We start from the raw sequence: 26,736 nt of genomic DNA on the forward strand, positions 1-26,736 counted from the left end.
AGGGTTCCCGTGGACTTAAAACATAGCTCTTTGTGCCTCCTAAGCAATAGCCGGATTGGCAGAGAAACCCACCACTCTATGCAAAAGCATTTAGTGTACGAGTATGTGACAGCGAGTATCTCACGGGCAATGGTAGTTCAATGACGACATCAACAACGATTAACAAAGGCGATCGCCTCCTGCACCAAAATGTTCTCGGTTCTCGTCGGTTCAGTAACTACTGGTGGGCAACTATCGTTACCTTGGGAGCAAGCGGCTTTCTATTGGCTGGAATATCCAGTTATTTAAAAGTTAATTTACTCATAGTTTCCGATCCCACTCAACTGGTATTTGTCCCCCAAGGATTAGTAATGGGGTTATATGGTACTGCTGGCTTGCTATTAGCTACATACCTGTGGTTAGTGATTTTATTGGATGTTGGAGGCGGTTACAACGAATTCGATCGGGAAACTGGCGCAATCAAAATCTTCCGTTGGGGGTTTCCTGGTAAAAACCGCCGAATTCAGATTGATAGCCGCATAGAAGATGTCCAATCTGTATTAATAGACATAAAAGAAGGTCTTAACCCCCGTCGCGCCCTCTATCTACGCATTAAAGGACGGCGAGATATACCATTAACACGGGTTGGACAACCAGTATCTTTAACAGAGTTGGAAACAGAAGGCGCAAAGTTAGCCCGCTTTTTGGGAGTATCGTTAGAAGGATTGTAAGGGAGTGAGGGAAGAAGAGGGGGAGCAGGGGGCAGGGGGCAAGGGGGAAAAGAAAAATTCCTTCTTTCCCCTCTGCTCCCAGCTCCCTGCCCCTCTGGCTCTTGTGCCCAATGCTCCTCAAAACGATAAGATACTCTGGTTAAATCGGTAACAGGCAATGCGGTTAAAAATTTCTCAATTTTTGCTTTCTCTTGTGATTATCAGTGCTTTGATCTTGGGAGGATGTTCAACACAGCAAGTCGCTTCTAATAGCTCTTCTCCAAACTCGACAGCTACCTCGACCACAACCGAGGCGAGTACCAAGACAACTACTGAAGCAACTTCTGTATCTCAAACTAGTAGTGAGAGCATTCCTGGACTGGCAGATTTACCGCGCCTCGAAGGCAAGGCTACTGTGGTAATCACGGTTAAAGGTTCGCCGATTACTATCGAAGTAGACGGTACTGATGCCCCCATTACAGCTGGCAACTTCGTAGATTTAGTGCAAAAGGGGGTTTACGATGGTTTAGCTTTCCATCGAGTTGTGCGCGAACCCCAACCGTTTGTAGTTCAAGGGGGCGATCCTCAAAGCAAAGACCCGAAAGTTCCAGCAGACAGACTGGGAACAGGTAGCTATATTGACCCAAAAACAGGAAATGCTCGTTATATACCTTTAGAAGTTAAGCCCAAAGGTTCAGATACTCCGATTTACAATAAACCATTTGATGCTACTGCTCAACCCGTCGTATTGCCCCATAAACAGGGTGCAGTAGCAATGGCGCGATCGCAATCACCAGATTCAGCTTCTGCCCAGTTTTACTTTGCTTTAGCGGATCTAGCATTTTTGGATGGTAACTACGCCGTGTTTGGCAATGTCACTCAAGGCTTTGATGTCGTAAACAAAATTCAGCAAGGCGATCGCATTGACTCTGCTAAAGTCACTCAAGGTGCTGAAAACCTGAAAACACCAGGAAAGTAGGGAAAGAGGCAGGGGAGCAGGTGGGTCACTGAGCGTTGGTCATTGAGCGTAGCCGAAATGAGCCGAAGTGGGAGCAGGGGGGCAAAGGAAAAACTCTTAACTCTTGTACAGACGCGATTAATCGCGTCTCTACTTTTAACTCCTAACTCCTAAATTGGTCAAAATTGTTGTTACTGGTATTGGTTTAGTTTCCGCCTTGGGTGGAAGCTTCGAGGATAGCTGGCGAAATTTAATCGCAGGTAAATCTGGAATTCGGTTACATCAACCGTTTCCAGAACTTACACCACTTCCTCTAGGTTTGATTGGCGAACAACCATCTGAGTTGACAAGGTTAACTCAGATGGTTGTTGCTTCTGCTTTACAAGATTCTGGGTTAGTTGCACCTTTAGCTGATTGTGCTGTAGTCATTGGATCGAGTCGCTCTTATCAAGCGTCTTGGGAAAAATTGGCGCGGCAAATGTATAACGCGGAAAATTTTCCTGTGTCCTCTTTGGGAAATTGGCTAGATACATTACCTCATATAAATGCGATCGCAGCCGCAAGACAAATCGGTGCATCAGGTATAGTTTTAGCACCAATGACAGCTTGTGCTACTGGAATTTGGTCTATTGCCCAAGCAGCTATGCTTATACAAACTGGGCAATGTCAACAAGCGATCGCAGGTGCAGTAGAAGCACCGATTACACCCTTAACTTTAGCTGGATTTCAGCAGATGGGTGCTTTGGCGAAAACTGGGGCTTATCCCTTTGATTTGCACAGAGAAGGCTTAGTCTTGGGTGAAGGTGCGGCTGTATTTGTCTTAGAATCAGCAGAATTGGCAAAGCAGCGTCAGGCAAAAGTTTATGGTGAAATTCTCGGTTTTGGCTTAACCAACGACGCATATCATAGTAATTCACCAGAACCAGAAGGGAAAAGTGCGATCGCTGCTATCAAACAATGTCTAGAACGTAGTTGTCTATTACCAGGCGATATTGATTACATTCATGCTCATGGTACAGCTACCCAACTAAATGACCAGATGGAGAGTATGGTAATTCAGCGTTTGTTTCCCCAAGGCGTGGCGGTTAGTTCCACCAAGGGAAGCACAGGTCATACACTAGGGGCATCTGGAGCTATAGGTGTAGCTTTTTCTCTCATGGCGCTAAAGCATCAAATATTACCGCCTTGTTTAGGATTGCAGCAGCCAGAGTTTGATTTAGATATCGTGACATCTGCACGTATAAGTAAAATTCGACAGGTATTATGTTTGAGTTTTGGCTTTGGGGGACAGAATGCCGCGATCGCGTTAGCAGCTCTTTAGCTCCCTTGTCGCCTCCTCAAGTCAAAAACCTAAAACGTTCAACATCTACTTGCAATACTTGTCGGGTTTTAGGGAAAAGGGGAAGGTGGGGCCCCAAGAAGGGGATAAGGGGCGGGGGAAAAGGGAAAGAAAAAACCTTTAACCCAACCCCAGTAACCATTTTCCCCAAACCAAATTCTGAGTTCAAAATGCACAAAGCGAGTAGTATTGCATCTACTTGTTACTATAGTTTTGAAAAATAAATTGTGATTAAAAGGGAATATGAATGGCGATTGCTATTCGACAAGCTCGTGACGACGAACTTGAAGCGCTGATTCCGATACTACTGTTGGCAGAAGAATCGGAGCGTGCACTGCGATGGGGGCTTGCTAACCTCGTTGATGCTGTATATCGTATGGACGACAACGAACACTTGGTTGGTGCAGCAACGATGAAATGGCGCAGCGACCCCTGCGAAATTATGGAACTTGGTATAGCCCCTGAGTTTCAAAGGCAGGGTTTAGGTAAGGAGTTCGTTGCTTGGTTGATTCAAGAGGCGAAGCAACGCGGCAAGAAACAGATGCTCGTTGGCACGTCTAATTCAAGTCTTGGCAACATTGCTTTTTATCAAAAGTGCGGATTTCGGATGGATCGTGTGCGCCATGACTACTTTTGGTATTTACCTCAGCCAAGTTACGAAAACAGCATTCAGATTCAGGACATGCTCGTATTTCGTTTAGATTTGGTGCCATGCTCAACTAGGAAAAAAAACAAACTCAAAGAGGAAAAGCAAATTAGGTATGAAAGCTAGGGTAAAATTAGTTCTTCAGGATGAAGAGAGAGAATGGCAGCAATAATGGTTCCCACTTAATGCCTGCTCACCGAAAAATTTACAGATTAATTGAGATAGTAGCTTCGATATAGGTATAGCTACTTTAAGCTTGAGTGACTAGTGCTATGTACATTGAATCATTATCGATAGCAACCTTGGAGCAAGCAATTCACCTAAGAGAAGAAGTTTTCCCAGGCGTGAGTAATAGTAGTGATAGTCCATCGCTGGTGGCAAGTTTATATCTAGATGAATATGCTCAATGGTTTTCAAACAGTGGAATTACCCAACTCAATTACTGGGTTGCGATCGATGAGCAATCTTTCCAAGTAATTGGGCTAACTGGGTTATATTGCAAAAGCGAAGACGAACAAGAAGCTGACTGGTTAGGCTGGTTTTGTGTAGCATCACGATTTCGAGGAAAAGGAATTGGAAAAGAGCTATTAGACTTTACCATCGACTTAGCACAAGCAAAAGCAAAAAGGTACTTACGTTTGTATACTTGGGAACATCCTTCTTCTTATGTAGCCCGGATGCTTTATCTCAAACGCGGTTTTTACCAAATTGGTGAATCCCCAAACAAAAGCGGATTTAAAACTATCTATCTTGAACTCCAACTCGATCGCATTATTCATAGTGGATGAAGAAATTCGTCTGGTTACAATATTGCAAGGCTTTTTGTACATTCGATTATTTCAAGTGCCTGAAACGATGATTTTTCGTTCAAACTAGATCAAAAAGCGATCGCACTCTGATGCGATCGCCTTTTTTATAGATTTTGTCAAAGCCTACATCATCGGCAGCTAACAAACCAATTCCGATCGCAGGCAAAGCCTTTGAGAGCAACTTTAGAGAAAGAGGCAATCAACGCCGCGAAGCAATGCCTAAAGTGAATAGACCCTCTTGCAAAAATATATTTTTCCACTTTTAAGGAAAAGGTTTTGGTTAAAGGGGAAGGATTTTGAGTTTATTTACCCTTTTCCCCTTCACCTTTACCGTATTAGTCCATGTACTGCTTTGCACAAAGTGCAGACTATACAATAAAAAACTGTAACAAAAACTACAAAATTTATTCTTTTTCAAAAAAAAAGGATAAGCTTAAGTACAGATGAGATCCGGTTCGCAAAGATACCGTGATTAGGAGAAAATTTATGATTTCAAGATCCTCGTTGCTGTCAGAACCTGCTTCGCCAGCGCATATATGCCCCTTTGACCAAGCGTGTAGTTACTTAGAAGCGGCAGCTAAAGAATTAAATTTAAATCAGGGTTTGCTAGAAATTCTCAGCCACCCGCGTAAGGTTGTCACGGTTTCCATTCCCGTGAAACTAGATGATGGGGAAATACAAGTTCTCGCTGGACACCGAGTGCAGCACTCTGATGTCTTAGGCCCATACAAGGGCGGAATTCGTTACCATCCGGCTGTGACATTGCGCGAAGTATCTGCTTTAGCAATGCTGATGACCTGGAAATGTGCCTTATTAGGTATTCCTTACGGTGGTGGGAAAGGTGGCATTGCTATAGATCCCAAACGCTACAGTGTTGGCGAATTAGAGCGAATCAGTCGCCGTTATATCAGCGAGTTGATTAAAGATATTGGGCCTTCTGTAGATATTCCTGCGCCAGATATGGGTACTTCTGCCCGTGAAATGGCTTGGATGATGGATACTTACTCTGTGAATGTTGGTCATGCTGTACCAGGAGTTGTAACTGGGAAACCCCTTTCGATTGGTGGTTCTCTGGGACGAGAAATGGCAACCGGACGTGGCACAATGATTATTGTCCGTGAGGCGCTAGCAGATCGAGGTAAATCTTTGGTAGGAGTGCGAGTAGCCATTCAGGGTTTCGGTAACGTTGGCTGTGCCGCAGCAGAATTACTACATGAAGCAGGCGCGAAAATTATCGCCGTTTCAACTGGTGCAGGCGGAATATTCTCCGAAGCTGGTCTTGATATTCCCAAATTAAAAGTCTACGCGGCTGAAAATCGCAAGAGTATTGTCGGTTTCCCGCAATCTGTACCAATTAGCAATGCAGATTTATTAACTCTACCCTGTGATGTCTTAATACCAGCAGCTTTGGAGAACCAAATCACTGAAGAAAATGTGAATCAGGTGCAGGCGCAAATTGTCGCAGAAGCAGCTAACGGCCCGGTTACTCTTGAGGCTAACTTGGCCTTAGAGGCGCGGGGTGTGACAGTGTTACCAGATATTTTGGCGAATGCTGGCGGTGTAGTAGTCAGTTATTTAGAGTGGGTGCAAGGTCTTTCTTACGTATTTTGGGATGAGGAGCGCGTCAACCGCGAAATGGAACATTTGATGGTGCAAGCCTATCGCAAGGTGATTCATCAGTCGGAGGTACGGCAAATTTCTTTAAGGCTAGCAGCTTATACACTGGGGGTAGGTAGAGTGGCTCAAGCGTTGACTGACAGAGGTCTTTATCCTTAATATTTGGGCATAGACAGCAGTTTTTAATTGAATAAATAACATATAAGGGCACAACTATAATATTGTGTCCTTATTATGTTATGAATAGCCGATGTTTCTGTTAAGCGATCGCTACAACATAACTAGTGGTTTGATTAGAGGCTGCTGACTCAATTTATAATTGCAGGCAGCAGCCTACATAAATGCATTCCCATTCGGAAACCAACCTTACGACTCGCTAGAAGGTGCAGCAGCATGAATTAAGTCTGGCTTCTCGTCATTAGGAGGACGCTCAATAGTTTGAGCCGATGTGGGACGTTGATGGCGATTGCGAGTTTGGATCTGTACAGGTTTACCTGTCTCAATTGACTCGTAAAGTGCTTGAATAATCGAAACATCAATCAACCCTTCCGTCCCAGATGGTTCTGGGTCTTTATCTTCGAGAATACAATCAGAGAAGTAGGTAAATTCAGCCGCTAGTTGATCGCGATCTTCAAAGGTACGCTCTTGAGTTTCACCATTAATTGTCAGGTAATGCTTGATTTCTCCCTGCCAAGGATATGCGGGGTCTACTCGTAAATCGCCTTGAGTACCTACAATCTGATAAGTTGAAACACTTGCCCCTCCAAAACTACAGGTAAATGTTGCCAATCGCTCATTCGGAAAACGCAAGATGACGCTAGCCATTTCTTCCACTTCGCTGAAGCGTTGTTCTCCGTTATTGGCAGCTACGGCAAATACTTCAATTGGTTCATCTTGAAATAGATAACGTGCAGCATTAATGCAGTAGATGCCAATATCGTAGAGCGTGCCACCACCGGTAACATCTCGTAAACGAATATTGCCCTCTTCTACTTGCTGAGTAAAAACCGAATTGAAAATCCGTGGTTCACCAATTTGCTTTGAGCGCAAAATTTCAACTGCTTGTAAATTGGCTGCTTCTAAATGTAAGCGATAGGCAATCATCAGCTTCACATTGTTATCATTAGCAGCTTGAATCATTGTTTCACACTCTTTTTCTGTAACTGCCATTGGCTTTTCACATAACACATGAATTGCCTGATTAGCAGCCCGCACAGTGTAGTCACAATGCAAGTGATTAGGTAGCGCAATATAAACTGCATCAACCTCGCCGCTTGCCAAACAGTCCTCATACTCTTCGTAGGAGTAAGTATGCTCAATACCATACTTTTTGCTCAGTTCTTCGTTTTTAGTGGGGTCATCTGAAACTAGTGCCACTAATTCTGAGTTTTCGGTGTTGGCAAACGAAGGTAAGGCAGCTTCTTGGGCAAACCAACCTAAACCAACAACGGCGTAACGAATTTTGTTCTTAGCATTTGTAGCAGTCATTTTTCTACTCTTTAATGAAGGAATATTTTGGTAATTTTAATGCCCTAATTACGTGTAAATTATGGCTAACATATTTATGCAAACATCTAGAACAAAGCGCATTACTACATTGCTAATGCAGCTTCTACATTTGACACCAACTTAGCTTTAGTTTCTTCAAACTCTTGTCCTAATTCAGTTAGCTCTTGCTCGCTCATACATTCGCGCACAGCATTAAAAATCTCGCTTTCTTCTTCTTTTACATGATGCTCAAGTGTTTCCTTCAATTCACTCATTTTTTCTTTAAATTCAGGGTTATTAGGCTTAAGCGCCTTAATTTCTTCTAAAATAACTGAAATTTCTTCATGTTCTTCTTCAGCTTCTTCAACATATTCTTCAGTTTCTTCATATTCTCGCAAAGCTGGGTAGAAGACTAATTCTTCAGTTCTGGCATGTAAGATCGCTTCTATATAGATTTGATTGAATTGCTCAACCAACTTTGCACCTTTAGCTTTTTCTGCTTCTGCAAAAAGTTTCTCAATTTGCCGATGCTCTGCTTCAATTAATGAAAGAATGTCTGTTGATTTAGCTTTAGTTTTAGCCATTTTTGCCTCAGTAATAATCGATTTATCAGACTGATATTTGGAGGTTAATGAATGGGAACTCGTATATTCTCAATGACTTGGGAAATGAAAACCTCATTCTTTGAGTAAGCTTTAATTTAGACTTAAGGAATATTTTCGGTATTGCACCTTAACTGAAATTCATAACCTCAGCATGATGGATGCTGAGTATGTAGCGTTAGCAGGTCAAAGCTACAACCCAAACCTCGAACACCTGTTGAAGATTCCCACACATTTGGTACAGCCTTACAAAGAAGCGGTGTAAGTCTTAAACACAACTAAGTTTTGTTTGTCTTTGATGTTACAACAGAAATGACAAAAGCTACTTAGTATATATGACAACCGACCTCCAAAAACAGGGATTATTGCTTCTGCGTCAAGCGCTTGATAATTCCACAGCCAATTTTCGCCCTGGGACAATGGGAAGCGATTGAAGAATTACTCCAGCAGCGATCGCGTCTACTAGTTGTTCAACGTACCGGTTGGGGTAAAAGTCTAGTTTATTTTTTAGCAACTCGCCTACTACGCGATCGAGGCGCTGGTTCTACTCTTTTGATTTCGCCACTACTGGCTTTGATGCGAAACCAAATTGCAGCAGCCCAACGCATTGGTGTAAAAGCCAAAACAATTAACTCCAGCAATACAGATGAATGGCAATTAGTAGGAACACAGTTGCTAGCAGGAGAAGTAGATATTCTGCTAATTTCTCCCGAAAGACTAGCTAACGAAGAATTTCGGGAAAAAATTCTTTTACCAGTATCTCAACGCATAGGTTTATTTGTTGTTGACGAAGCTCATTGTATTTCCGATTGGGGACATGATTTTCGCCCTGATTATCGCCGGATTGTGAGAATTTTACAGGCACTTCCCCAAAATATCCCAGTCTTAGCAACAACGGCTACAGCTAACAATCGAGTTGTAAACGATTTAGTTGCTCAATTAGGATCAAATCTGCGTGTTTCCAGAGGAAATTTAACCAGACAAAGTTTACATCTGCAAAATATTTCTATCCCCAGCCCAGCAGCACGAATCGCATGGTTAGCTCAACAGCTTCCTAATTTACCAGGAAGTGGGATTATTTATACCTTAACTGTGAGAGATGCTGAAAGAGTTGCCAATTGGTTAAAAACTCAAAATATTCATGCTAAGGCATATCATAGTAATTTAGACGATAAAGTTCGTATAGTATTAGAAGATGAACTTTTGAACAATGAAATTAAAGTATTAGTAGCAACACCAGCATTAGGAATGGGTTTTGACAAACCAGATTTAGGGTTTGTCATTCATTACCAGCGTCCTGGCTCAGTTGTCCATTATTATCAGCAGGTAGGACGAGCAGGGAGAGCGGTAGAAAAAGCTTATGGAATTCTTCTCAGTGGTGATGAGGATGATGATATCACTAACTATTTCATCAATACAGCTTTTCCTCCAGAGGTGCATACGCAACAAATTTTAAATGCACTTAATGCAGCTTTAGATGGTTTTTCTATTCCCCAATTGGAGCAGCAACTGAATCTATCACGAGGACAAATTGAGAAAGTTTTAAAACTGCTTTCATTGGAATTTACTGCACCTGTAACTAAGCAAAATTCCAACTGGTATCTGACCCCAGTCTCTTTTCAACCTGACACTGAAAAGATTGAAAAGCTTACACACATTCGTCGCCAAGAACAAGCTAGAATGTTACAATATATGCAAAGTCAAGAATGCTTGATGAGTTTTCTCGCAACAGAATTAGACGATCCTCATCCCATAGCTTGCGGTAAATGTGCTGTGTGTTTGAATAGACCGTTATTACCAGAAGCTTTCTCAATTGAGCTTGTAAATAAAGCAATTCAATATTTAAGTCGCAGCGACCAAATCATTGAACCACGTAAAAAATGGCCACCACAAGCATTGCCTAATTATGGCTTTTCAGGCAATATTAAAAATAATTTTCAAGCAGAAGAAGGAAGGGCATTATCTTTATGGGGCGATGCAGGTTGGGGAGAATTAGTCAAGCAAGGTAAATATCAAGATAATCATTTTGATGATGCACTAGTTCAGGGTATTTTTGACATGATTCAACGTTGGCAACCACAACCCTTTCCGACTTGGATAACTTGTGTTCCCTCATTGAATCGTCCAGAACTCGTACCAAGCTTTGCTCAAAAACTGGCAGATAAATTAAGCTTACCTTTTATGCCAATTGTGCAGAAAGTTCATCAAACTGAATTGCAGAAAAAGATGAGCAACAGTTACCAACAAGCTCATAATTTGGACGGAGCTTTTGCTGTTGACTCTTGGCAAGGAATGAGTGGTTCTGTTTTCTTGGTTGATGATATAGTTGATTCCCGTTGGACTTTTACTGTAATTGCAGCACTTTTGCGTCGTGCTAACAGTGGGGTAGTTTTTCCTGTGGCATTAGCACTCAATTCATTCGGTCAAGGGGATTAGAAAATCATGTTAAATCATGTCCTGCAACCAGATACTCAAGCAATTTTGCTGTTGTGTACCAGCTTTGGGCAAAATCGCCAAATTGAGCCACAACCCCTAACCCTGAGTGAATATAATTCTCTAACAGAGTGGTTGCGGGAAAACCAGATGCGTCCGGCAGATTTACTAGAATCTACAGGCAAAGAACAGTTAGAAAAAATTACTGTTAATAAGCTTAACCCTGAAAGGCTTTCAGCTTTATTAGAACGGGGTATGATGCTAAGTTTAGCTGTTGAGAAGTGGACTAATCAGGGATTGTGGGTGTTGGGAAGAAGTGACGCAAACTATCCTAAACGTCTCAAGCAAAAGCTGAGACATTCAGCACCAGCAATTCTCTATGGTGTTGGCAATATCGAACTGCTATCTCTAGGAGGATTAGCAATTCTCGGTTCTCGTGATGTCGATGACGAAATACTTGGTTACACGCGAAGAGTTGCACAAAACAGCGCTGTACAAGAAATGCAAGTGATTTCTGGTGGGGCGCGTGGGGTAGACCCAAGCAGCAATGCTAGCCGTGTTGGACGCAGGAGGAACATCTGTTGGTGTCTTAGCGGATAGTTTGACGAAATCGGCAGTGAACAGCAAATATCGCTCTAGTATTCAAGAGGGTAGGCTTACTTTAGTTTCTAGTTATGACCCTGAAGCTGGTTTTAATACTGGTAATGCGATGGGGCGAAACAAATATATTTATGCTTTAGCAGATTATGCTCTTGTAGTCAGTTCTTCTTTTGGTAAAGGCGGTACTTGGGCGGGTGCAGTAGAAGCGCTTTCCAAACTTCAAGATATCCCAGTTTTTGCCCGGTTGGATGGGTCTGTGTCAGAAGGTAATCAGCAACTCCACAATCAAGGCGCAAAAGCTTTTCCGGCTGAACCCTGGAATAATTCATTGAGAGAACTTTTGGCAAAAGCGGCTTCTTTGGTTGAATCAGTACAGGTTGAGGTAGAAACAACAACTCAAAAGACTGTCTTGGATATTCATCCACAAGATATTTATCAAGCTGTTTTACCATTTATTCTTAATCATTTACAGCAACCGAAAGATGCAAAATCTCTGGCGGAATCTTTGGATATCAGATTATCTCAAATGCAGGATTGGTTAAACAGGGCTGTAAATGAAGGTAAGGTGAGAAAAATTAATAGACCAGTGGCTTATATAGTCAATAAACCAGTGACTCAACTTTCTTTATTATGATGGTGTCATCAGGGAATTCAAAATCTTAAGCATAATTGGTGTATAAAACACCAGTGTCTAATAGGAATAATAGGAGTTTAACAAGTGTATGGTGATACAAATAGAACCAACAACTCAGACTTTATACGACCAAGATTATTACCTTTGGCTGAGGACAACCATCAACCAACTTCGCGCTGGTCAGTTTTCATCTGTAGATTTAGATAACTTAATTGAAGAGTTGGAAGATATGGGGAGGAACCACAAGCGAACGGTGAAAAGTTTGTTAATTCGACTTTTTGAACATCTACTTAAGCTTACATACTGGGATATGGAACGGGAGCGAAATGAAGGGCATTGGAAAGGTGAAATCAGGACATTCCGTAGAGATATTAAGGATGAACTCAAAGATAGTCCTAGCTTAAAACCTTACATTTTAGAAATATTTGATCAATGTTATCAAGATGCAAGGAAAGAAGCAAGCGATCGCTCTCAACTTACCATTGACATATTCCCCTCTATACCCATTGGCTCTTTAGAACAAATCTTAGATGAAAACTGGTTTCCTGAATATAACCACAATCATCACGGTAAACCCGATTAAAATGAATACGCAACTTGGGTTTCCATAGGAGTATGCAGACGTGCAGCCGGACTTAATAGGCTTAGAAATTAGTAAGGGGGAACTGAGACGTTTGACTGGGTTCGATCCAGAAGACGTTTTTCGACCCTCGGTTTTGCGAGATGGCAAAAAGCGATTAGGGTTTTTTATCAGTGAAATGCTGGTGACGCTGGCGCTAACGCCAATAATTGTAGGCTTTGTTTACGCGTTTATTATTCTACCAACTATTGGTTCTTCAGTTCGACTAGGAATTCTTTTACTAATTTTAGTGCCAATGCCGATATTAGTGGGGCGATGGCTATGGCGACAATTAACCTGTCCCGAAGGACTGACAATACTTTTAGATGAAGTTGATAAATATCATGACCTGGTTGCTGCTATAGATATTAATGACCAATTAGCAGCATCAGGAAACGTAGAAAGCAGTATCCATGACCGAGATAAAGTCACTGCTGCCTTGCAACTAATTAGAGAAGATTTAGTTCGCGCTCTGAAAACGGAACGAATTTTGCGAGATAATAAAAAATTGCTTGCTAATAACCAAGAGTTATTTGTGAATAATTTAGCCAGTCTGCGAGCTTTACAAGTTAGTAGTCAAGCAGGCGAATATGCTCAACTGCTAAATCAATCATTGCAAATTGCGATCGATGTGCAAGCAGAAATCAGAAAATTGCAAAAAGGCTAAGAGAATGTTTGTAAAAGTGGTTACACGAGAATTTACCTGCCTCCACAGGTTAGAAAACCCTTGATTTTGGATTAGTTCACGGGAGGTGGACTTTACTCATGTAGTAGTGACTTCTAGTCACCCAATATTTTTTCAGAAAACAATCGCCCCGTTGACTTAAATGAGCAACAAACCCAAAATAATTGTCCTGGATGATGACCCTACAGGTTCTCAAACAGTCCACAGCTGCCTGCTGCTAATGCACTGGGATGTAGACACTCTACGCAGTGGGTTACAGGATGATTCGCCGATTTTCTTTGTGCTGACTAATACTAGAGCGCTAACGCCAGAGTCAGCTGCATCTGTCACCAAAGAAGTTTGCCATAACCTGAAAATCGCTTTGAAGGCTGAAGGAATTGAAGATTTTCTAGTTGTCAGCCGTTCTGATTCTACTTTGCGGGGACATTATCCCATTGAAACAGATGCGATCGCCCAAGAACTCGGCCCCTTTGATGCTCATTTTCTCGTACCAGCATTTTTTGAGGGGGGACGCATCACCCGTGACAGCGTGCATTACTTGATGATTGGCGGTGTACCCACCCCAGTCCATGAAACCGAATTTGCCCGTGATTCCGTCTTCAGCTACCATCACAGTTACTTACCCAAGTACGTCGAAGAAAAGACTCAAGGACGAATTAATGCCGAAGCTGTAGAAAGGTTTCTCTTGGCCGATATTCGCGCTGGCAGTTTGGAACGATTGTTACAACTTCATGGTAATCAGTGCGCTGTCGTCGATGGTGAAACTCAAGCCGATCTCAACCGCTTTGCAGTGGATATATTAGCAGCCGCAAGTCAAGGCAAACGCTTTCTATTTCGCAGTGCAGCAAGCATTTTAACGGCTTTAGCTGCTTTACCTCCCCAACCCATTGCTGCCGAAAACATGGCTCAGTACGTGCGCCAAGGCAAACCAGGTGCGGTGATTGTTGGTTCCCATGTGAAAAAGACTACCCAGCAATTAGAGGCGCTGTTGCAACTAGAAGGAACTGTCGGCATCGAAGTAAATGTAGAGCGATTACTTGATGATGCAAATCAATCTGCGACATTACTAACTGAAATCCAAGAAAGTACACGGACGGCACACGAAGCTGGCAAAACACCAGTGGTTTATACTAGCCGTCAGGAACTAAATTTTCAAGATGCCAAGACAAGATTGGAGTTTGGGGAAAAAGTTTCAAGTTTATTGATGGATATTGTGCGCGGTTTACCATCTGATATAGGATTCTTAATCAGCAAGGGTGGCATTACTTCAAACGATGTCTTGAGTACTGGACTAGCTTTAACTTCAGCCCGTTTACTCGGTCAAATTTTAGCTGGTTGTTCAATGGTGTTAACGTCATCCGATCATCCCCAGTTTCCTGATTTGCCTGTGGTGCTGTTTCCAGGTAATGTCGGCGATGCTGATGCCTTGGGGACAGTTTATCAAAGGTTGACCTTGCCAATTTGAGATTTGAGACTTGAGATTAAATAATATTTTGGTTCATGCCAGACTAACATTTTGCTACGCATCACTCCTTGTCGGTAATACAAATCCAAAATCCCAAATTTAAAATCCAAAATCTGTGTATCCTTTGTCTTTTGGCTAGTACTCCATGACTTCTGATTCTGCGATTCCCAATCTAAAGTCAAATTCTGCACTTCCTAATGCAGAATCAAACTCTATCCTTTCTGAGATAGAGGTAAATTCTACTGTTTCTGATGTAGAGTCAGATTCTATCCTCCCTGATGCTGAGTTAAAATCTGTCCTGCTTTATTTAAAATCAAATACTGTTCTTGGAGATGTAGAGTCAAATCCTGCTGACCCCAGATGTAAAGTCAACTAATACTGATGCCGGATCGGATTTTATCCTGACTGATTTAAATCCCAATGAGTTAGCATTACCAGCGCATCGCGTAAATGATAATACTCAAGTCCAGTTAAAAAGTAAGGAGGGACGATTGTTATTAATTTTGCCCTCAGAATCTCAAGTATCTGCTTCAGAACTTACTTGGTCTGATATTTGGCAGCAAATCAGACAACGTCTGAGTGCAGGCGATCGCTTCCGGGTATCTAATACACCTGTGCATTTAATGGCACAAGACCGTTTGGTAGATACCAGACAACTCCAAGAACTCGCCGAGGCTTTGAGTGAAGTCCAACTCCGACTGATATCTGTCTCGACAAGTCGGCGGCAAACTGCGATCGCTGCTGTGACATCTGGGTATTCAGTAGAACAATTACAGCCCGTAACTTCCCTGAGTTCTGAGCCAACAACTACAGCGATCCCCCAAGAAGATGCCCTTTATTTAGAAATCACAGTCCGCTCTGGAGTAGAAATTCGTCATCCTGGGACAGTAATTATCTTGGGAGATGTAAATCCAGGTGGTATTGTAATTGCAGATGGAGATATTATTATCTGGGGTCGTCTGCGTGGAATCGCTCATGCTGGGGCTGGAGGCAATAGTGAGTGTCTGATTATGGCCTTGCAAATGGAACCAACCCAACTGCGGATCGCAGATGCTGTCGCTAGAGCACCAGAAAAACCGCCAGTGCAGTTTTATCCAGAGGTGGCACATATTACGCCCCAAGGAATTCGGATCGCTAGGGCGACTGATTTTTCCAGAAACCAATTCACCAAGAGCAATCAAGAACCATAAATATTTACTTAAAGAATGAAGTATATAAGTAAAGATGAAATAAAACAAATATTTATGCCTCGCCCTCATCAGGGAGAACAGATATTTCTTCATACTTGATACGATACTTCATACTTTATACTGCAATTTACTGTTTTATATTTCCTGAACCCTCATTGACCGCATTTCTATCATGACTCGCATTATTGTGATTACCTCCGGTAAAGGAGGAGTGGGTAAAACCACAGTTTCAGCAAATTTGGGTATGGCTTTAGCCAAAATGGGGCGTCAAGTTGCTTTGGTTGATGCGGATTTTGGTTTGAGAAATTTGGATTTGCTCTTAGGGCTAGAAAACCGCATCGTTTATACTGCGGTAGAAGTTTTAGCCAGAGAGTGCCGATTAGAACAAGCCTTGGTGAAAGATAAGCGCCAACCGAATCTCGTACTTTTGCCGGCAGCCCAAAATCGCTCTAAAGATGCAGTCACACCCGAACAGATGAAGTTATTGGTGAATGCACTAGCGCAAAAATATCAGTACGTGATTATTGATAGCCCTGCCGGTATTGAAAATGGGTTTAAAAATGCGATCGGCCCGGCCAAAGAAGCGCTAGTTGTCAGCACACCAGAAATTTCCTCAGTTCGTGATGCCGATCGGGTAGTAGGGTTACTAGAAGCACAAGGTATCAAGCGTGTTCATTTAATAATTAACCGTATCAGACCCGCAATGGTGCAGGCAAATGATATGATGTCAGTGCAAGATGTTCAGGAACTTCTCGCCATTCCCCTCATCGGGGTAATCCCTGACGACGAGCGTGTTATTGTATCTACCAATCGCGGCGAACCCTTAGTGTTAGCAGAAAATCCCTCTTTAGCTGCCACAGCCTTTGAGAACATTGCTCGTAGATTAGAAGGGGAAAGTGTCGAATTTCTGGAGATCGACTCGTCCCAAGACAGCATCTTCGCCCGCCTACGAAGGTTGTTGTGGACAAAGATTGTTTAACTTACCTTTCCAGTCTCCGCCCCAGACCTATTCGTAATGATTGAACTTCTAGAAAAACTTTTTTTTCGCGGCCCTGATAGCAGTCGAACTCAAGTTAAACGTCGCCTGCAATTGGTGATTGCTCACGATCGCGCTGATATAGATCCTCAAACGTTGGAAAAAATGCGCAAAGAAATCCTAGATGTTGTCTGTCGCTATGTAGAAATTGAGACAGAGGGCTTGGAGTTCTCCTTAGAAAGCAACCAACGAACCACAGCTTTAATTGCCAATTTACCCATCCGCCGGGTGAAGGGTGCTATACCTGAATGGGAAAGAGGTGATAAGCCTCTCTAGCTTTAATTTTAAGTATTTTTATTTACGATCTAGTTAAATTGTTGGTTCCTAGTCAGGACTTTATTCCTGGCTTTGAGGACTAAAGTCCCCACTACAAACTACTTTTTATAAATGGTTTGGCAGATATTATATTGCTGATTGAAAATATGAATTTATCTCACCAAAACAGTAAAAATTAGACTTCTTGGCATTTGTCGGGAAAAGGGGAAAAGGCTCTGTATTGTCCCCTTCCCCTTTAACCTTTACCCTTTTCTCCCTCTTGCAAAAGCACTTTTGCAAGAGGTCTATTGAAGATATTCAACCTCTGTCACTCTCCGAAAACACAGATAAAAAAATCCCGTTATCAGCAGTGACGACAACGGGAGTATGTAGGGTTTTTTATAATCTATCGGTAGGCAACTTGGGGGCCTGCCCAAATTTCTGTCACCTTTTTACCAAAAGTAATCGGCCGATCGCTGTCGGTTGTAGTAATAGCCTTACCATCATTAGCAACTTGTATTAATGGCCAGTTTTCCTCGCCCAATTCTCCCGCACGGAATAACACGCGATCTGGTTGGCTTTTACTCCACCCTAACAATACAGCAACTTTTTCATGTTCTTCGTCACTAAGAGGAGCAACTGTGTTAGCGTGATTTTTTTGCCGATCCCAAATCACAGCACTATCTGTAGAATCACCCGTGTTAAATATACCATCAAACTTGCGTGCTAAGAAGCGATCGCCTTTTTCTGACCAGCTAACTGGAACTAATACTCCAATCTTACCGCTCGTATCAGTTTCTTCTGAAGACTCCGCTTTTGCAGCCTTTACCTTTAATAAAGGATCGCTAACTGGAGTCGTTGAAGCCATCACCCACAATTTCTTAGTGTGCATATCTTGGACAAACAGCACGCTGGTGACACGGCTGTTGTACATTTGGGGTTTTACCTCCAGTTGCACCCGGCTATAAACAGCATATTTACCATCTGGAGAAATCACGGGTACGCTGCGATAGTGACGCACTCCAGAACCACCATTAGCAGCAACAGCTTCTTGAGTTGCTGTAATCCATTTCCAAGGAATCGGATGAGGACTACCTATTGGGTCTATTTGTTCTGCTTGGGACTCATCAACTGGTTCCACAACAGGTATTTCCGTCGTTGTGGTTGATTGAGATTCTTTAATCGCTGGTGCTACTTGAGTTGCTGTCAATGATTCAGTCAAAGACTTTTCTCTAGAGAGATAATTTTCTTGTCCTCTTAAAGACTTGACATTAGCAGCTTTAAGTTTGCGTATTAAATTAAGTTGACTAACAGGAACATCTGTTGATGGTGCGAGTTCAACTGCTGCCAAAGAATCGGGAACAGTTACATCACTTACATCTAAATCGCTGCTTGAGAGATAATTATCTACTTCAGTTGGAGACTCAATTTTATTTGCTGGTAATACTTGCGGTTCCTGAACAGCAGTACTTTGTGTTGGCACAGAGTCAAATTCTTCTGTTATCGATTCGATTTGATCTGTTTTTAATGTTTCAGCTATCTCAGGTTCCCCAACTACAGCTATTTCCTTTGATCCAGAGTCAGATTCTTCAGTTATCGAAGTTAGTTTATGTACTTCGGATTTTACTGGGATCGAGTGAGCCGATGCTCCTAATAATGGCGCAATTAGGATCGCAACGACAACATAATTGAGAAATGGTTGGGTGCGGAACCATCCTGACAGCAAAAGGGGTTTAAGCATTTGTAGACTCTCTAGAGGGGGCAATTGCTATGTGAGAAGCAATACATCAACAGCAATGAGCAGGTGGTAGTTATATGTATAACAAGAAACTAAAACTAATGACGAAATAATATCTTCAAAGTTTGCAGAGCTTTACAAAAATTAAGTATCATTGTCTACACCTTTTCTTACCTAGATACGGAATATTTTTTCGCAAAAATATGCGAGTATAGTAAATATGCTGAGAACTCAGTAATTACTACACGATATATAATGTCCCTATACCCAAACACACCAAAAATAAGTCTTGGTTAAGGAATATTTAGGATATAGTTTGAGGAATGAGGCTGGCGAACAAGAGTTAGATAACTCAGCTATCGGGGATCGTACTAGCGATCGCTAGTACACAGCAAATAAGCTAGGTTACACACTAAATATAACAGCGCAAACCCTCATGATAGTAAACGTGAGGCGTTAATTAAAAACCTGGGAAACCGGACGCATAATACATCATACTCAGAATATATTGCTATCAGCAACCCAAAGTTATAAATTGCTATCTAAACTACAGAAGTAGTTAGATGCAATAGTTTTTCGGAAATGTAACTACATTTAAAGTTAATTTCGGGCAGACGAACGGGAACACAACAAAATTCACTCGGTAGATGCTCTAGCGACTCGCAAAGAAAAACCACTAAGTGATTAGTTTCACTAGAGGCAAATGCGGCTGATACTAGCTGTTACGCTTGTCAACTTAACCCGGTAAGTTAATCAAGCAGCCTTTGGTTTCATGAATACGAAAATATTGTACCACCAAACAGCCAATATTATTTACAGCTAACAACTGTATTTTGCAACTGCGTCTCGAATACAGAAACCTGCTAGTAGTCAGCCAACCCAAAAATGCGCTTGTGAGGATTGGGTAAAGGTTAAAGGTTAAAGGTTAAAGGGGAAAGGATAAAACACCTTTACCCATTGCCCTTTCCCCTTTCTCTTGCCAAGTTTCCTTGGCGAACTGCTAGATGCAGCTTAGTTAATTCTGTTTCAACATGAAACTTAAATGTTGTCAGTTATCAGGGGCGCACTTACGATTAACTAATGACTCACGACTAAAAACTATTAATTATTAATGAAAATTGTATTTTTTGGTACACCTCAATTTGCTGTACCCACCTTGGAAAAATTATTGAATCATTCAGAATTTGAGGTGCTGGCTGTTGTCACCCAACCAGATAAACGCCGGGAACGCGGAAATCAACTGACGCCAACACCAGTAAAAGCGATCGCCACTGCTCACAATTTACCAGTATGGCAACCCGAACGGGTGAAAAAAGACACCGAGACTTTAACTAAACTCAAACAATTAGATGCAGATGTGTTTGTTGTTGTCGCTTATGGACAGATTTTATCGGCAAAAATCTTGAATATGCCGAAATTAGCTTGCATTAATGTGCATGGCTCGATTTTACCCAAATATCGCGGTGCAGCGCCGATTCAGTGGTGTTTGTATAACGGAGAGAAGGAAACAGGGATCACCACCATGTTGATGGATGTGGGGATGGATACCGGCGCAATGCTCCAAATAGCCACTACACCGATTGGATTACTGGATAATGCCCAAGATTTAGCCGACAGACTAGCAGAAATCGGTGGGGATTTGTTGGTAGAAACTCTGTTGAAGTTGGAACGTAAAGAAATTCAACCAATACCCCAAGATAATTTAGCAGCTACTTACGCGCCTCTGATTCAAAAACAAGATTATGCTTTAGATTGGTCAAAAAGCGCGATCCAATTACACAATCAAATCAGAGGCTTTTACCCTAACTGCACCGCTACCTTTCGTAACAACCTGCTGAAAATCACTGCTTCTGCTCCTCTTGGTTCTGTAAGCGATTGCGATCTCCCACCAGAATTACAAGAATTAGTACATAAATTGCCTGATTTGTCAAATACATCAGATCGACCAGGAGTTGTAGTCAGCATTGCTAAAGGAATTGGTGCGATTGTCCAGACTGGGGAAGGTTTATTGCTGTTGCGAGAGATTCAGTTAGCAGGTAAACGTCCCCAGTCTGGATGGGATTTTGTTAATGGTACCCGCTTAACTGTGGGAGAAGTTTTTGGTACGGGAAGCTGACAGGGATGCAAGAGATGAAGGAGAATAACTTTTAACTCCTCATTTTGTACAGACGCGGTTAATCGCGTCTCTCCGAAGACTTTTCATAAAAGCGGCAAGATTCGCAAGGGCCATCGGGGTTGACTGCACAGCGAATAAGTTCTGAATGAGCATTGTAGCAGCAGGTGGCATCGCCGACTACCCAACGTCCCGCTACCAAACTTTTCTCAGATGGTCGTTTAGCAGACTGTACATAAATGGCAATATTATGCAAGCGGTAGCGCCCAGCTTGAAGTTTGTATCTATGACGGCGCTCTAAAACCGCGTAGGTTTTACCTTCAAAATCAAGATAGTTTCCGGGTTGGGGTGTCCAATCAAGTTGCACTCTACCGAGGGACTCACGCGGGTGCGTCAGAATCACCTCAGTTGGTAAAGAGTCTGGCTCCATAAGCTTATGTGATTTGATTTACATTATAAGGATAGTATCGCGATCGCTTTCTTTAGCTTATCGAATTTAAATTACAATTGATGATTAACTAGATTTGCGAGAAATATACATGCAGTAGGGATGCACTGCTGTGCTACCCTACAGTTTATGGCAGCCAAAAGTCAGGTAGGATAGATTTGCTCAATTTACGCAAAGTTTGGTTGAGCGATCGCGCCATTTGGATATGCACTTCATCCTCTTCTACAGCTAAAATCTCAGATGGCTGACCTTTTCCCAAATAAGACACTACCAAATTCGCTGCCTCCAAACCAGTAACATAAGCTTTTTCCTGCGACCCAGGAACCATGACGGTTCACAATCCAATCCCCACTCATAAACACATTCTCAAAACTTGTCTTCGCGGGCAACATATAACGATAGCTACCAGGTGCAAAGTGAGTAACTGCTTGAGGTAGCCGAATTACACTGCTATCAATTATCTTTGCCTCCCGAAATGCTGGCACACAAGTTGCTAAATAACCCTGAACGATTGCTAAAATTTCCTCATCGTTCAAACCAAGAAACTGATTTGCGTGATAGAAATCAGCTTCAATCACTGTTCCCGGCTCATCTCGATATTCATCATGTAGAGCATTCAAATCAAAAAACGTCCAACCCGTACTTGCATCGAATCCAAAACAAGCATTAGAAGGACGAGGAATATCAATTTTACGGTCAAACCATAGTCGCGTGGCTAAAACATCAATTGCTCCTAAATTGCTCAAATTACGAAATTCTTCACGGCTTTGTAAACTAGGGCTAGTTGAGACAATTTTCTTCATCCCCGTGATTCCAACCGCAAAAATCACCGCATCTGCTTCAAAAACTTCATCACCGCAAACCACACCCTTGACTTGATTACTATCAACAATTAAGTCTGTAACCCGACGCTTTGGCAATACTCTCGCCCCAGCTTTTTCGATACGTTTTACCCAAGGACGAAATATCTTTTCTCCGACAGTTCCCCGACACCAAACCACATCAAAATCCGGTTGATGAGCCAGAATAAAAAAGTAAAGCATTCCTAAAGTTGCGGCGGCTGAACACTGTTCGCCAGGGGCAAATAAGCCCACTAATAACATCGGTTCAAAAGCATCGCGGTAAAGTCGGAAAGAAACGTTAAAGTCTTTGAACAATTCACGGGCAGTTACAAAATCATAGCGCCGCCAAGCTGCATCGGAATTATCAAAATCAACGACAGCATAAAGTAAAGGCAGGGCGCTGAGACGGTCAATTAGTGGCAGCCGCTTAAACTGAGTGTAGAGAAAAGTTCCTAGTGGCGAGGGGAGTCGCGGTAAATCTTGAAAAATTGGTGATTCAACTTCCAAACCGGCTGGCGAATATTGCGAAGAACGAGTCCAAGTAGTAAAAGGATTAATTTCTAATTCATTGATTAAAGAAAAAATATTTCTGTAAGGATACCAGAACCCATGAATGCCAGCTTCAACAGACTTTCCAGCAGATGTTTGCCAACCTGCCACCAATCCACCAGGATAGGGGCCTGCTTCCAGAAGTGTCACATCATAACCTTGTTTTGCCAAATGGTAGGTTGCTCCTAAACCAGCCCAACCCGCACCCACAACTACCACCCGTTTTTGTTGTAACCCTCCTACCATCGCCGCCTCCAATTGTTGCAGTCCATCAACTAATGTATACGAACTTGTGTTGCGATCGAGCAAGGGTTGTCATTATAGCGGTTTTCACTTGGATGCAATAGGCTCTTTGCTAGCACATTCCATCGAATTTAAAATAGTTATAGACTTTAAAAAAGGCTTGAGAGTTAGCCGTTCAGGAAAAATCACTTGCGGTTAATGCTGAGTTAAGAGTATAACAGAAAACAGAATTCACTATTGATGAGGATAATCATAATGTCTCAATTAGCAAATGTAAAATCCAGTCTAAATGACTTTGAATTACGAGATGGAATTTATTTTCCCAGCGACTATGAACAATTAACTAATACTCAACATAAAAAAACATGGGATGCAATTGGTAAAACATATTATGGCTCCCAAAAAATTGAAAAAGTTGCAGCAACATCGCCCATTAAACAAGATTACACTCTGCTAACTGGTACGCCTGGAGGTACTTGGAACAAATTTCCGTTGAATAAATCTGTTGGTTCTATTCTAGAAATTGGTTCTGGTTATGGTCGCGCACCTTTACATCTCTCGAAAGCGAAAAATCTCAAATGCGAGAAATATTACGGCATTGATATTTCTGAACCTTTATTGCGGCGGCTAATCAAAGTTAAACAAGAATACAATTTTTTCCCTGAAGCTGAATTTAACTTGATTTGCACTTCTGCTGAGACATTGCCTTTAGAAGATAATTCTATAGATTTGGTAATTTCTAATTGCGTTTTTATGCATATTCCAGATGCCCAACTAAGAAATTTATTGGCTGATATTTCTCGTGTGCTAAAACCTGGTGGAATTTTTGTTTTTAATCATTCATTTCACAATAAGTCTTGTCCTTCTCATATTATCCATAATTTCATCAGAAGGCTGAACCCATTTGTGAGAAATCCAGTTTATCTCAAACAATATTCAGCTGCTGAAATAGAAGAAATGTTAGCTACTGCTGGGATGAAAATGAAGTGTCCAGAATACATTGTCGAACCAACAGCAGAATATGCAATTTTGCCGGAAACCATCAAAGGGATTCCCGTGCCGTTTGCTAATGCTATCAACAGAAGTCTCAAGCCATCAGATAATTTAAAAGAAACTTTGGCTTACGGTTTTAGTGCGTACAGTACGAAACTGGACTGATTAAGAAACTCTCTGGTTGTCACAATAAACGGAATATAAATAATCTACATGAGCACAACATTGTTGTGCTTTTATTTTTGCAATAAATGCCTATAAACTCCAATCATTATCAACAAATAATATGACTTATAATAAAATCTATCAATCGTAGGTTGGGTTGAACGGCAGTGAAACCCAACATGAACATGGAGCAAATGTTGGGTTTCGTTCCTCAACCCAACCTACAGATATTATAAGTGTTTAACCGGACATGATATGACTTATAGTTACGGAAGATTCAAGGCTGCCCAATGAAGATTAGATTTGCCAAAACTTGTACTTTTGTTAACTCGCGCACGAGACGTTGAGCTTGATGTTTATAAAGTGGTATTGGCAATACTCTAGGCAAATTATTCATCCATTGTCTAGCGGTGGTGGAACTACAGCCCGTAATCAAAACTATCTCTTGGGCACCATACATAATGGCATTTGTAGTCAGAGCTTTTTCAATCTGCACGCTCCATTGGCGAGGCAGCATTTCACCCCATTCAATTTGCTGCAAACTACTGCTTGTGGCTAAGACAATTAAGCGATCGCCAGCATCAAGTTTAACATCATACCAGGGCATTAAAGAATAATTGTCTTGCTGATATTTCTGGTAGAGAATCGGTACAACACTGTAGCCAGAAGCTATTTCAGATAAAAGCAATCCATTCAAGGTATCGCCATTTTCAATTTTGTATTCCGTCACCATGACTATTTGCTCGTTCAAGTGAAACAAGCTGAGAACATTTTCTCCAAAAGCAGCACAAGCAAAAACTTCTGCCGACAAAGCCGCACCACATATAACTTGAGCATAAGGGAACAGAGGGGCGACATTATCACTAAATTGGCGGTCTTGAGAGCGGATAATCAAGGTAGTGGCGGGATTCATTGCATGAGCCATCAAACCAATTTCCAGATTTTCCATATTGTCGTCTCCAACTAAAATGATGCTTTTAGCATGGGAGATATTCGCTTTAGTAAGTGCTTCGGTAGCATTACCAACGACAAGGGGCATATCGGGTAAAGTTTCTTGGTCGAGAGTGGTAGGATGAATTCCTACTAACGGCTGGTTGAGTTCTTGCAAAAGAGCAGCTACTTTTTGTCCCAAGCGATTTAAGCCAATAATTATTAGATGGTTGCGTTGTGGTATAGGAGGGCGGGAATTGAAAAAATGGAATCTTGAAGTGACAAGAGCATCAGTCAGCAGTGCATATAATACTCCCACGAAAGCTTGACCTGTCAACGTTAGTCCCAAGCTAAACAACCGCAACCACCAAGGGATAGCGTCTGAGGGCTTTGATTGCGCTGCAAACTCAACACCACCAAATAAATCTCCGTATCCTCCCAAGAGCAAAATTGCTGTCGCATAGAAAGCTTCTTGGATGCTGATATCAGGATAATATAAGCGGTAAAGAACTATCCCAACAAACCACAAGATGAGTACAGTAATCGCATAGATTGTTGCAATTCGCCGGATTTGATTTTGGCTTTGGTAGTAAGATTGCCAAAATTGCACTATTTTATCCTTGAGATTTATCGCTGTGATACCTTGGATAAACTGTTGCCAATGCCACTTTTGCTTATGAGATTGCCGACGTTGTTCAGAGAAAGCTAAATCGTATGCCACATCAATGTAAACTAGCGTATCTCCTACCTGTACTTCTGCCTCTGGATTCCAGCCAAACAATTCTTTGAGTGGCTTAGATGAAACAGGTGTATGACTCAAGATGCGGCGAGTTGTCAGATTGAGTCTATGTACTGGCTTGCCATTACACCAGCTATCCTTTGCTTGTACTTGGTGCTTTATGACTTGCAACAGTTGCCCTTCTAAGGTGAAATATCCAATAGCTTCAGAACCAAGGGCTGTGAGAGCGAAGGCATGAGCTGAAAGATGAGTAGGTTCAAAGGCAACAAAATTACCAAGATTTTCCCACAAGAGTTTGTTGAAATTTTGTTTGTCAGAACGTACAATCAAGCGAACGTGCGGATTAAGACGCCGTGCTGCAAAGGCAGCTTCTATATTTATCCGCTCATTTCTGGTTACTAAAAGTATTGCACGACACTGACATATACCTGCTTGCTCTAAAACACTTGGCTGGCGGCAGTCTCCTACAATTAACTTTTCTAGTAAGTTAGGTACTTCTGGGACTTCCCAATGTTCGGGCTGCACATCCTCAATGGCACTGACTTTAACATCGTATTCTTTGAGGATTGCCACGCAATGTTGCCCTAAACTTTTGAGTCCACATACTAAGAAAAGGTCTTGGGGTTTTTTTTGATTGCTGGTAGGAGGAGGATGCACTTTCTGTTGACGGTAGCATTCGATACTGCTAACAGGATGTGTTTGCTAAGGTTTTTACACTTCGGTAATTTCCAACAATTTTAGCAGTTGGTTTTAAGATGAGTATCAAATGATAATAAACCGTATCGAATTCTGATATTTGATACCTAACTGAAGGCGAATCTGATTTAAAGCTTGGATATTTTTGGGATTTCCTTGATTGATTGTGATGTAATTTACCAACTTTTTCCAACATATTAAAGCCAAAGTTGGTA

General features: G+C 41.9%; 22 protein-coding genes and 2 pseudogenes. 17 read left to right on the forward strand and 7 right to left on the reverse strand.

Features of this window, described 5'->3' with window-relative positions; genetic code table 11:
- The first annotated feature begins 140 nt into the window (after window positions 1–140).
- The 5 genes from NSTCB13_RS28690 (at window position 141) to NSTCB13_RS28710 (ending at window position 4,420) form a co-directional block, all read left to right on the forward strand.
- Window positions 141–710 carry a photosystem I assembly protein Ycf4 gene (locus tag NSTCB13_RS28690; protein WP_322667183.1) on the forward strand — a complete coding sequence of 190 codons (570 nt, stop codon included), beginning with the start codon at window positions 141–143 and terminating at the stop codon, window positions 708–710.
- 157 nt (window positions 711–867) lie between these two features.
- On the forward strand, window positions 868–1,668 hold the full coding sequence (locus NSTCB13_RS28695; RefSeq protein WP_445626990.1) for a peptidylprolyl isomerase: 801 nt from the start codon (window positions 868–870) through the stop codon (window positions 1,666–1,668).
- A gap of 154 nt (window positions 1,669–1,822) precedes the next feature.
- Window positions 1,823–2,968: a beta-ketoacyl-ACP synthase gene (locus NSTCB13_RS28700; RefSeq protein WP_448266128.1), complete on the forward strand. Its 1,146-nt coding sequence runs from the start codon at window positions 1,823–1,825 to the stop codon at window positions 2,966–2,968.
- Window positions 2,969–3,233: 265 nt separating this feature from the next.
- Window positions 3,234–3,758: a GNAT family N-acetyltransferase gene (locus tag NSTCB13_RS28705; RefSeq protein WP_445626988.1), complete on the forward strand. Its 525-nt coding sequence runs from the start codon at window positions 3,234–3,236 to the stop codon at window positions 3,756–3,758.
- Window positions 3,759–3,904: 146 nt separating this feature from the next.
- Complete coding sequence (locus NSTCB13_RS28710) at window positions 3,905–4,420, forward strand: GNAT family N-acetyltransferase (RefSeq protein WP_448274628.1); 516 nt, start codon at window positions 3,905–3,907, stop codon at window positions 4,418–4,420.
- 79 nt (window positions 4,421–4,499) lie between these two features.
- Here NSTCB13_RS28710 and NSTCB13_RS28715 read toward each other — a convergent pair whose 3' ends face one another.
- Entirely contained in the window at window positions 4,500–4,640 is a 141-nt protein-coding gene (locus NSTCB13_RS28715) for a hypothetical protein (protein ID WP_448274629.1), read from the reverse strand.
- Between the two features lie 287 nt (window positions 4,641–4,927).
- Here NSTCB13_RS28715 and NSTCB13_RS28720 point away from each other — a divergent pair, with 287 nt between their 5' ends.
- Window positions 4,928–6,217, forward strand: coding sequence for a Glu/Leu/Phe/Val family dehydrogenase (locus tag NSTCB13_RS28720; RefSeq protein WP_445626985.1), 1,290 nt, complete (start codon window positions 4,928–4,930; stop codon window positions 6,215–6,217).
- A gap of 207 nt (window positions 6,218–6,424) precedes the next feature.
- On the opposite strand, the gene NSTCB13_RS28725 is transcribed toward NSTCB13_RS28720, so the two are convergent.
- Window positions 6,425–7,546 carry a Gfo/Idh/MocA family oxidoreductase gene (locus tag NSTCB13_RS28725; protein ID WP_445626984.1) on the reverse strand — a complete coding sequence of 374 codons (1,122 nt, stop codon included), beginning with the start codon at window positions 7,544–7,546 and terminating at the stop codon, window positions 6,425–6,427.
- Between the two features lie 104 nt (window positions 7,547–7,650).
- A complete protein-coding gene (locus NSTCB13_RS28730) occupies window positions 7,651–8,130 on the reverse strand; it encodes a hemerythrin domain-containing protein (RefSeq protein WP_448274630.1) in 480 nt (159 codons plus the stop codon).
- Between the two features lie 402 nt (window positions 8,131–8,532).
- Here NSTCB13_RS28730 and NSTCB13_RS28735 point away from each other — a divergent pair, with 402 nt between their 5' ends.
- The 9 genes and pseudogenes from NSTCB13_RS28735 (at window position 8,533) to minE (ending at window position 17,086) form a co-directional block, all read left to right on the forward strand.
- A complete protein-coding gene (locus tag NSTCB13_RS28735; protein ID WP_448274631.1) occupies window positions 8,533–10,584 on the forward strand; it encodes a RecQ family ATP-dependent DNA helicase in 2,052 nt (683 codons plus the stop codon).
- A gap of 6 nt (window positions 10,585–10,590) precedes the next feature.
- Window positions 10,591–11,181: a DNA-processing protein DprA gene (locus NSTCB13_RS28740; RefSeq protein WP_448274632.1), complete on the forward strand. Its 591-nt coding sequence runs from the start codon at window positions 10,591–10,593 to the stop codon at window positions 11,179–11,181.
- Entirely contained in the window at window positions 11,129–11,815 is a 687-nt protein-coding gene (locus NSTCB13_RS28745) for a DNA-processing protein DprA (RefSeq protein WP_448274633.1), read from the forward strand. Before NSTCB13_RS28740 ends, NSTCB13_RS28745 begins: the two co-directional genes overlap by 53 nt.
- Before the next feature lie 88 nt (window positions 11,816–11,903).
- Window positions 11,904–12,398 (forward strand): DUF29 domain-containing protein, encoded by a 495-nt coding sequence (locus NSTCB13_RS28750; RefSeq protein ID WP_445626979.1) that lies wholly within the window; start codon window positions 11,904–11,906, stop codon window positions 12,396–12,398.
- A gap of 40 nt (window positions 12,399–12,438) precedes the next feature.
- Window positions 12,439–13,101, forward strand: coding sequence for a hypothetical protein (locus tag NSTCB13_RS28755; protein ID WP_322711332.1), 663 nt, complete (start codon window positions 12,439–12,441; stop codon window positions 13,099–13,101).
- Between the two features lie 160 nt (window positions 13,102–13,261).
- Complete coding sequence (locus NSTCB13_RS28760; protein WP_445626978.1) at window positions 13,262–14,584, forward strand: four-carbon acid sugar kinase family protein; 1,323 nt, start codon at window positions 13,262–13,264, stop codon at window positions 14,582–14,584.
- 145 nt (window positions 14,585–14,729) lie between these two features.
- A pseudogene (gene minC / locus NSTCB13_RS28765) lies at window positions 14,730–15,774 on the forward strand (septum site-determining protein MinC).
- Between the two features lie 172 nt (window positions 15,775–15,946).
- Window positions 15,947–16,753 (forward strand): septum site-determining protein MinD, encoded by an 807-nt coding sequence (gene minD / locus NSTCB13_RS28770; RefSeq protein WP_012410009.1) that lies wholly within the window; start codon window positions 15,947–15,949, stop codon window positions 16,751–16,753.
- A 36-nt stretch (window positions 16,754–16,789) separates the two neighbouring features.
- Complete coding sequence (gene minE, locus NSTCB13_RS28775) at window positions 16,790–17,086, forward strand: cell division topological specificity factor MinE (RefSeq protein WP_292776638.1); 297 nt, start codon at window positions 16,790–16,792, stop codon at window positions 17,084–17,086.
- A 385-nt stretch (window positions 17,087–17,471) separates the two neighbouring features.
- Here minE and NSTCB13_RS28780 read toward each other — a convergent pair whose 3' ends face one another.
- Complete coding sequence (locus tag NSTCB13_RS28780) at window positions 17,472–18,806, reverse strand: hypothetical protein (protein WP_448266139.1); 1,335 nt, start codon at window positions 18,804–18,806, stop codon at window positions 17,472–17,474.
- Window positions 18,807–19,914: 1,108 nt separating this feature from the next.
- Here NSTCB13_RS28780 and fmt point away from each other — a divergent pair.
- Window positions 19,915–20,919 (forward strand): methionyl-tRNA formyltransferase, encoded by a 1,005-nt coding sequence (gene fmt / locus NSTCB13_RS28785; protein WP_448266140.1) that lies wholly within the window; start codon window positions 19,915–19,917, stop codon window positions 20,917–20,919.
- 58 nt (window positions 20,920–20,977) lie between these two features.
- Here fmt and NSTCB13_RS28790 read toward each other — a convergent pair whose 3' ends face one another.
- Together NSTCB13_RS28790 and NSTCB13_RS28795 are read right to left on the reverse strand one after the other, a co-directional pair.
- The gene (locus NSTCB13_RS28790; protein ID WP_322674884.1) at window positions 20,978–21,346 is read right to left on the reverse strand and encodes a DUF6464 family protein; all 369 of its coding nucleotides are present in this window, start codon (window positions 21,344–21,346) and stop codon (window positions 20,978–20,980) included.
- Window positions 21,347–21,491: 145 nt separating this feature from the next.
- Window positions 21,492–23,001, reverse strand: a pseudogene (locus NSTCB13_RS28795) (hydroxysqualene dehydroxylase).
- 252 nt (window positions 23,002–23,253) lie between these two features.
- Between NSTCB13_RS28795 and NSTCB13_RS28800 the strand changes: the two are divergent.
- Window positions 23,254–24,156: a class I SAM-dependent methyltransferase gene (locus tag NSTCB13_RS28800; protein WP_448274634.1), complete on the forward strand. Its 903-nt coding sequence runs from the start codon at window positions 23,254–23,256 to the stop codon at window positions 24,154–24,156.
- 277 nt (window positions 24,157–24,433) lie between these two features.
- Here the strand turns inward: NSTCB13_RS28800 and NSTCB13_RS28805 are convergent, their stop codons facing one another.
- Window positions 24,434–26,482 (reverse strand): potassium channel family protein, encoded by a 2,049-nt coding sequence (locus tag NSTCB13_RS28805; RefSeq protein WP_448266142.1) that lies wholly within the window; start codon window positions 26,480–26,482, stop codon window positions 24,434–24,436.
- Between the last annotated feature and the right edge of the window lie 254 nt (window positions 26,483–26,736).

Source organism: Nostoc sp. DSM 114160 (assembly GCF_053470305.1).

Coding starts and splice junctions, on each gene's coding strand:
- NSTCB13_RS28725 (WP_445626984.1), bottom strand. CDS start 7,546: ATGACTGCTACAAATGCTAAGAACAAAATTCGTTACGCCGTTGTTGGT.
- NSTCB13_RS28780 (WP_448266139.1), bottom strand. CDS start 18,806: ATGCTTAAACCCCTTTTGCTGTCAGGATGGTTCCGCACCCAACCATTT.
- fmt (WP_448266140.1), top strand. CDS start 19,915: ATGAAAATTGTATTTTTTGGTACACCTCAATTTGCTGTACCCACCTTG.
- minD (WP_012410009.1), top strand. CDS start 15,947: ATGACTCGCATTATTGTGATTACCTCCGGTAAAGGAGGAGTGGGTAAA.
- NSTCB13_RS28730 (WP_448274630.1), bottom strand. CDS start 8,130: ATGGCTAAAACTAAAGCTAAATCAACAGACATTCTTTCATTAATTGAA.
- NSTCB13_RS28695 (WP_445626990.1), top strand. CDS start 868: ATGCGGTTAAAAATTTCTCAATTTTTGCTTTCTCTTGTGATTATCAGT.
- NSTCB13_RS28690 (WP_322667183.1), top strand. CDS start 141: ATGACGACATCAACAACGATTAACAAAGGCGATCGCCTCCTGCACCAA.
- NSTCB13_RS28800 (WP_448274634.1), top strand. CDS start 23,254: ATGTCTCAATTAGCAAATGTAAAATCCAGTCTAAATGACTTTGAATTA.
- NSTCB13_RS28790 (WP_322674884.1), bottom strand. CDS start 21,346: ATGGAGCCAGACTCTTTACCAACTGAGGTGATTCTGACGCACCCGCGT.
- minE (WP_292776638.1), top strand. CDS start 16,790: ATGATTGAACTTCTAGAAAAACTTTTTTTTCGCGGCCCTGATAGCAGT.
- NSTCB13_RS28720 (WP_445626985.1), top strand. CDS start 4,928: ATGATTTCAAGATCCTCGTTGCTGTCAGAACCTGCTTCGCCAGCGCAT.
- NSTCB13_RS28740 (WP_448274632.1), top strand. CDS start 10,591: ATGTTAAATCATGTCCTGCAACCAGATACTCAAGCAATTTTGCTGTTG.
- NSTCB13_RS28710 (WP_448274628.1), top strand. CDS start 3,905: ATGTACATTGAATCATTATCGATAGCAACCTTGGAGCAAGCAATTCAC.
- NSTCB13_RS28750 (WP_445626979.1), top strand. CDS start 11,904: ATGGTGATACAAATAGAACCAACAACTCAGACTTTATACGACCAAGAT.
- NSTCB13_RS28760 (WP_445626978.1), top strand. CDS start 13,262: ATGAGCAACAAACCCAAAATAATTGTCCTGGATGATGACCCTACAGGT.
- NSTCB13_RS28705 (WP_445626988.1), top strand. CDS start 3,234: ATGGCGATTGCTATTCGACAAGCTCGTGACGACGAACTTGAAGCGCTG.
- NSTCB13_RS28745 (WP_448274633.1), top strand. CDS start 11,129: ATGCTAGCCGTGTTGGACGCAGGAGGAACATCTGTTGGTGTCTTAGCG.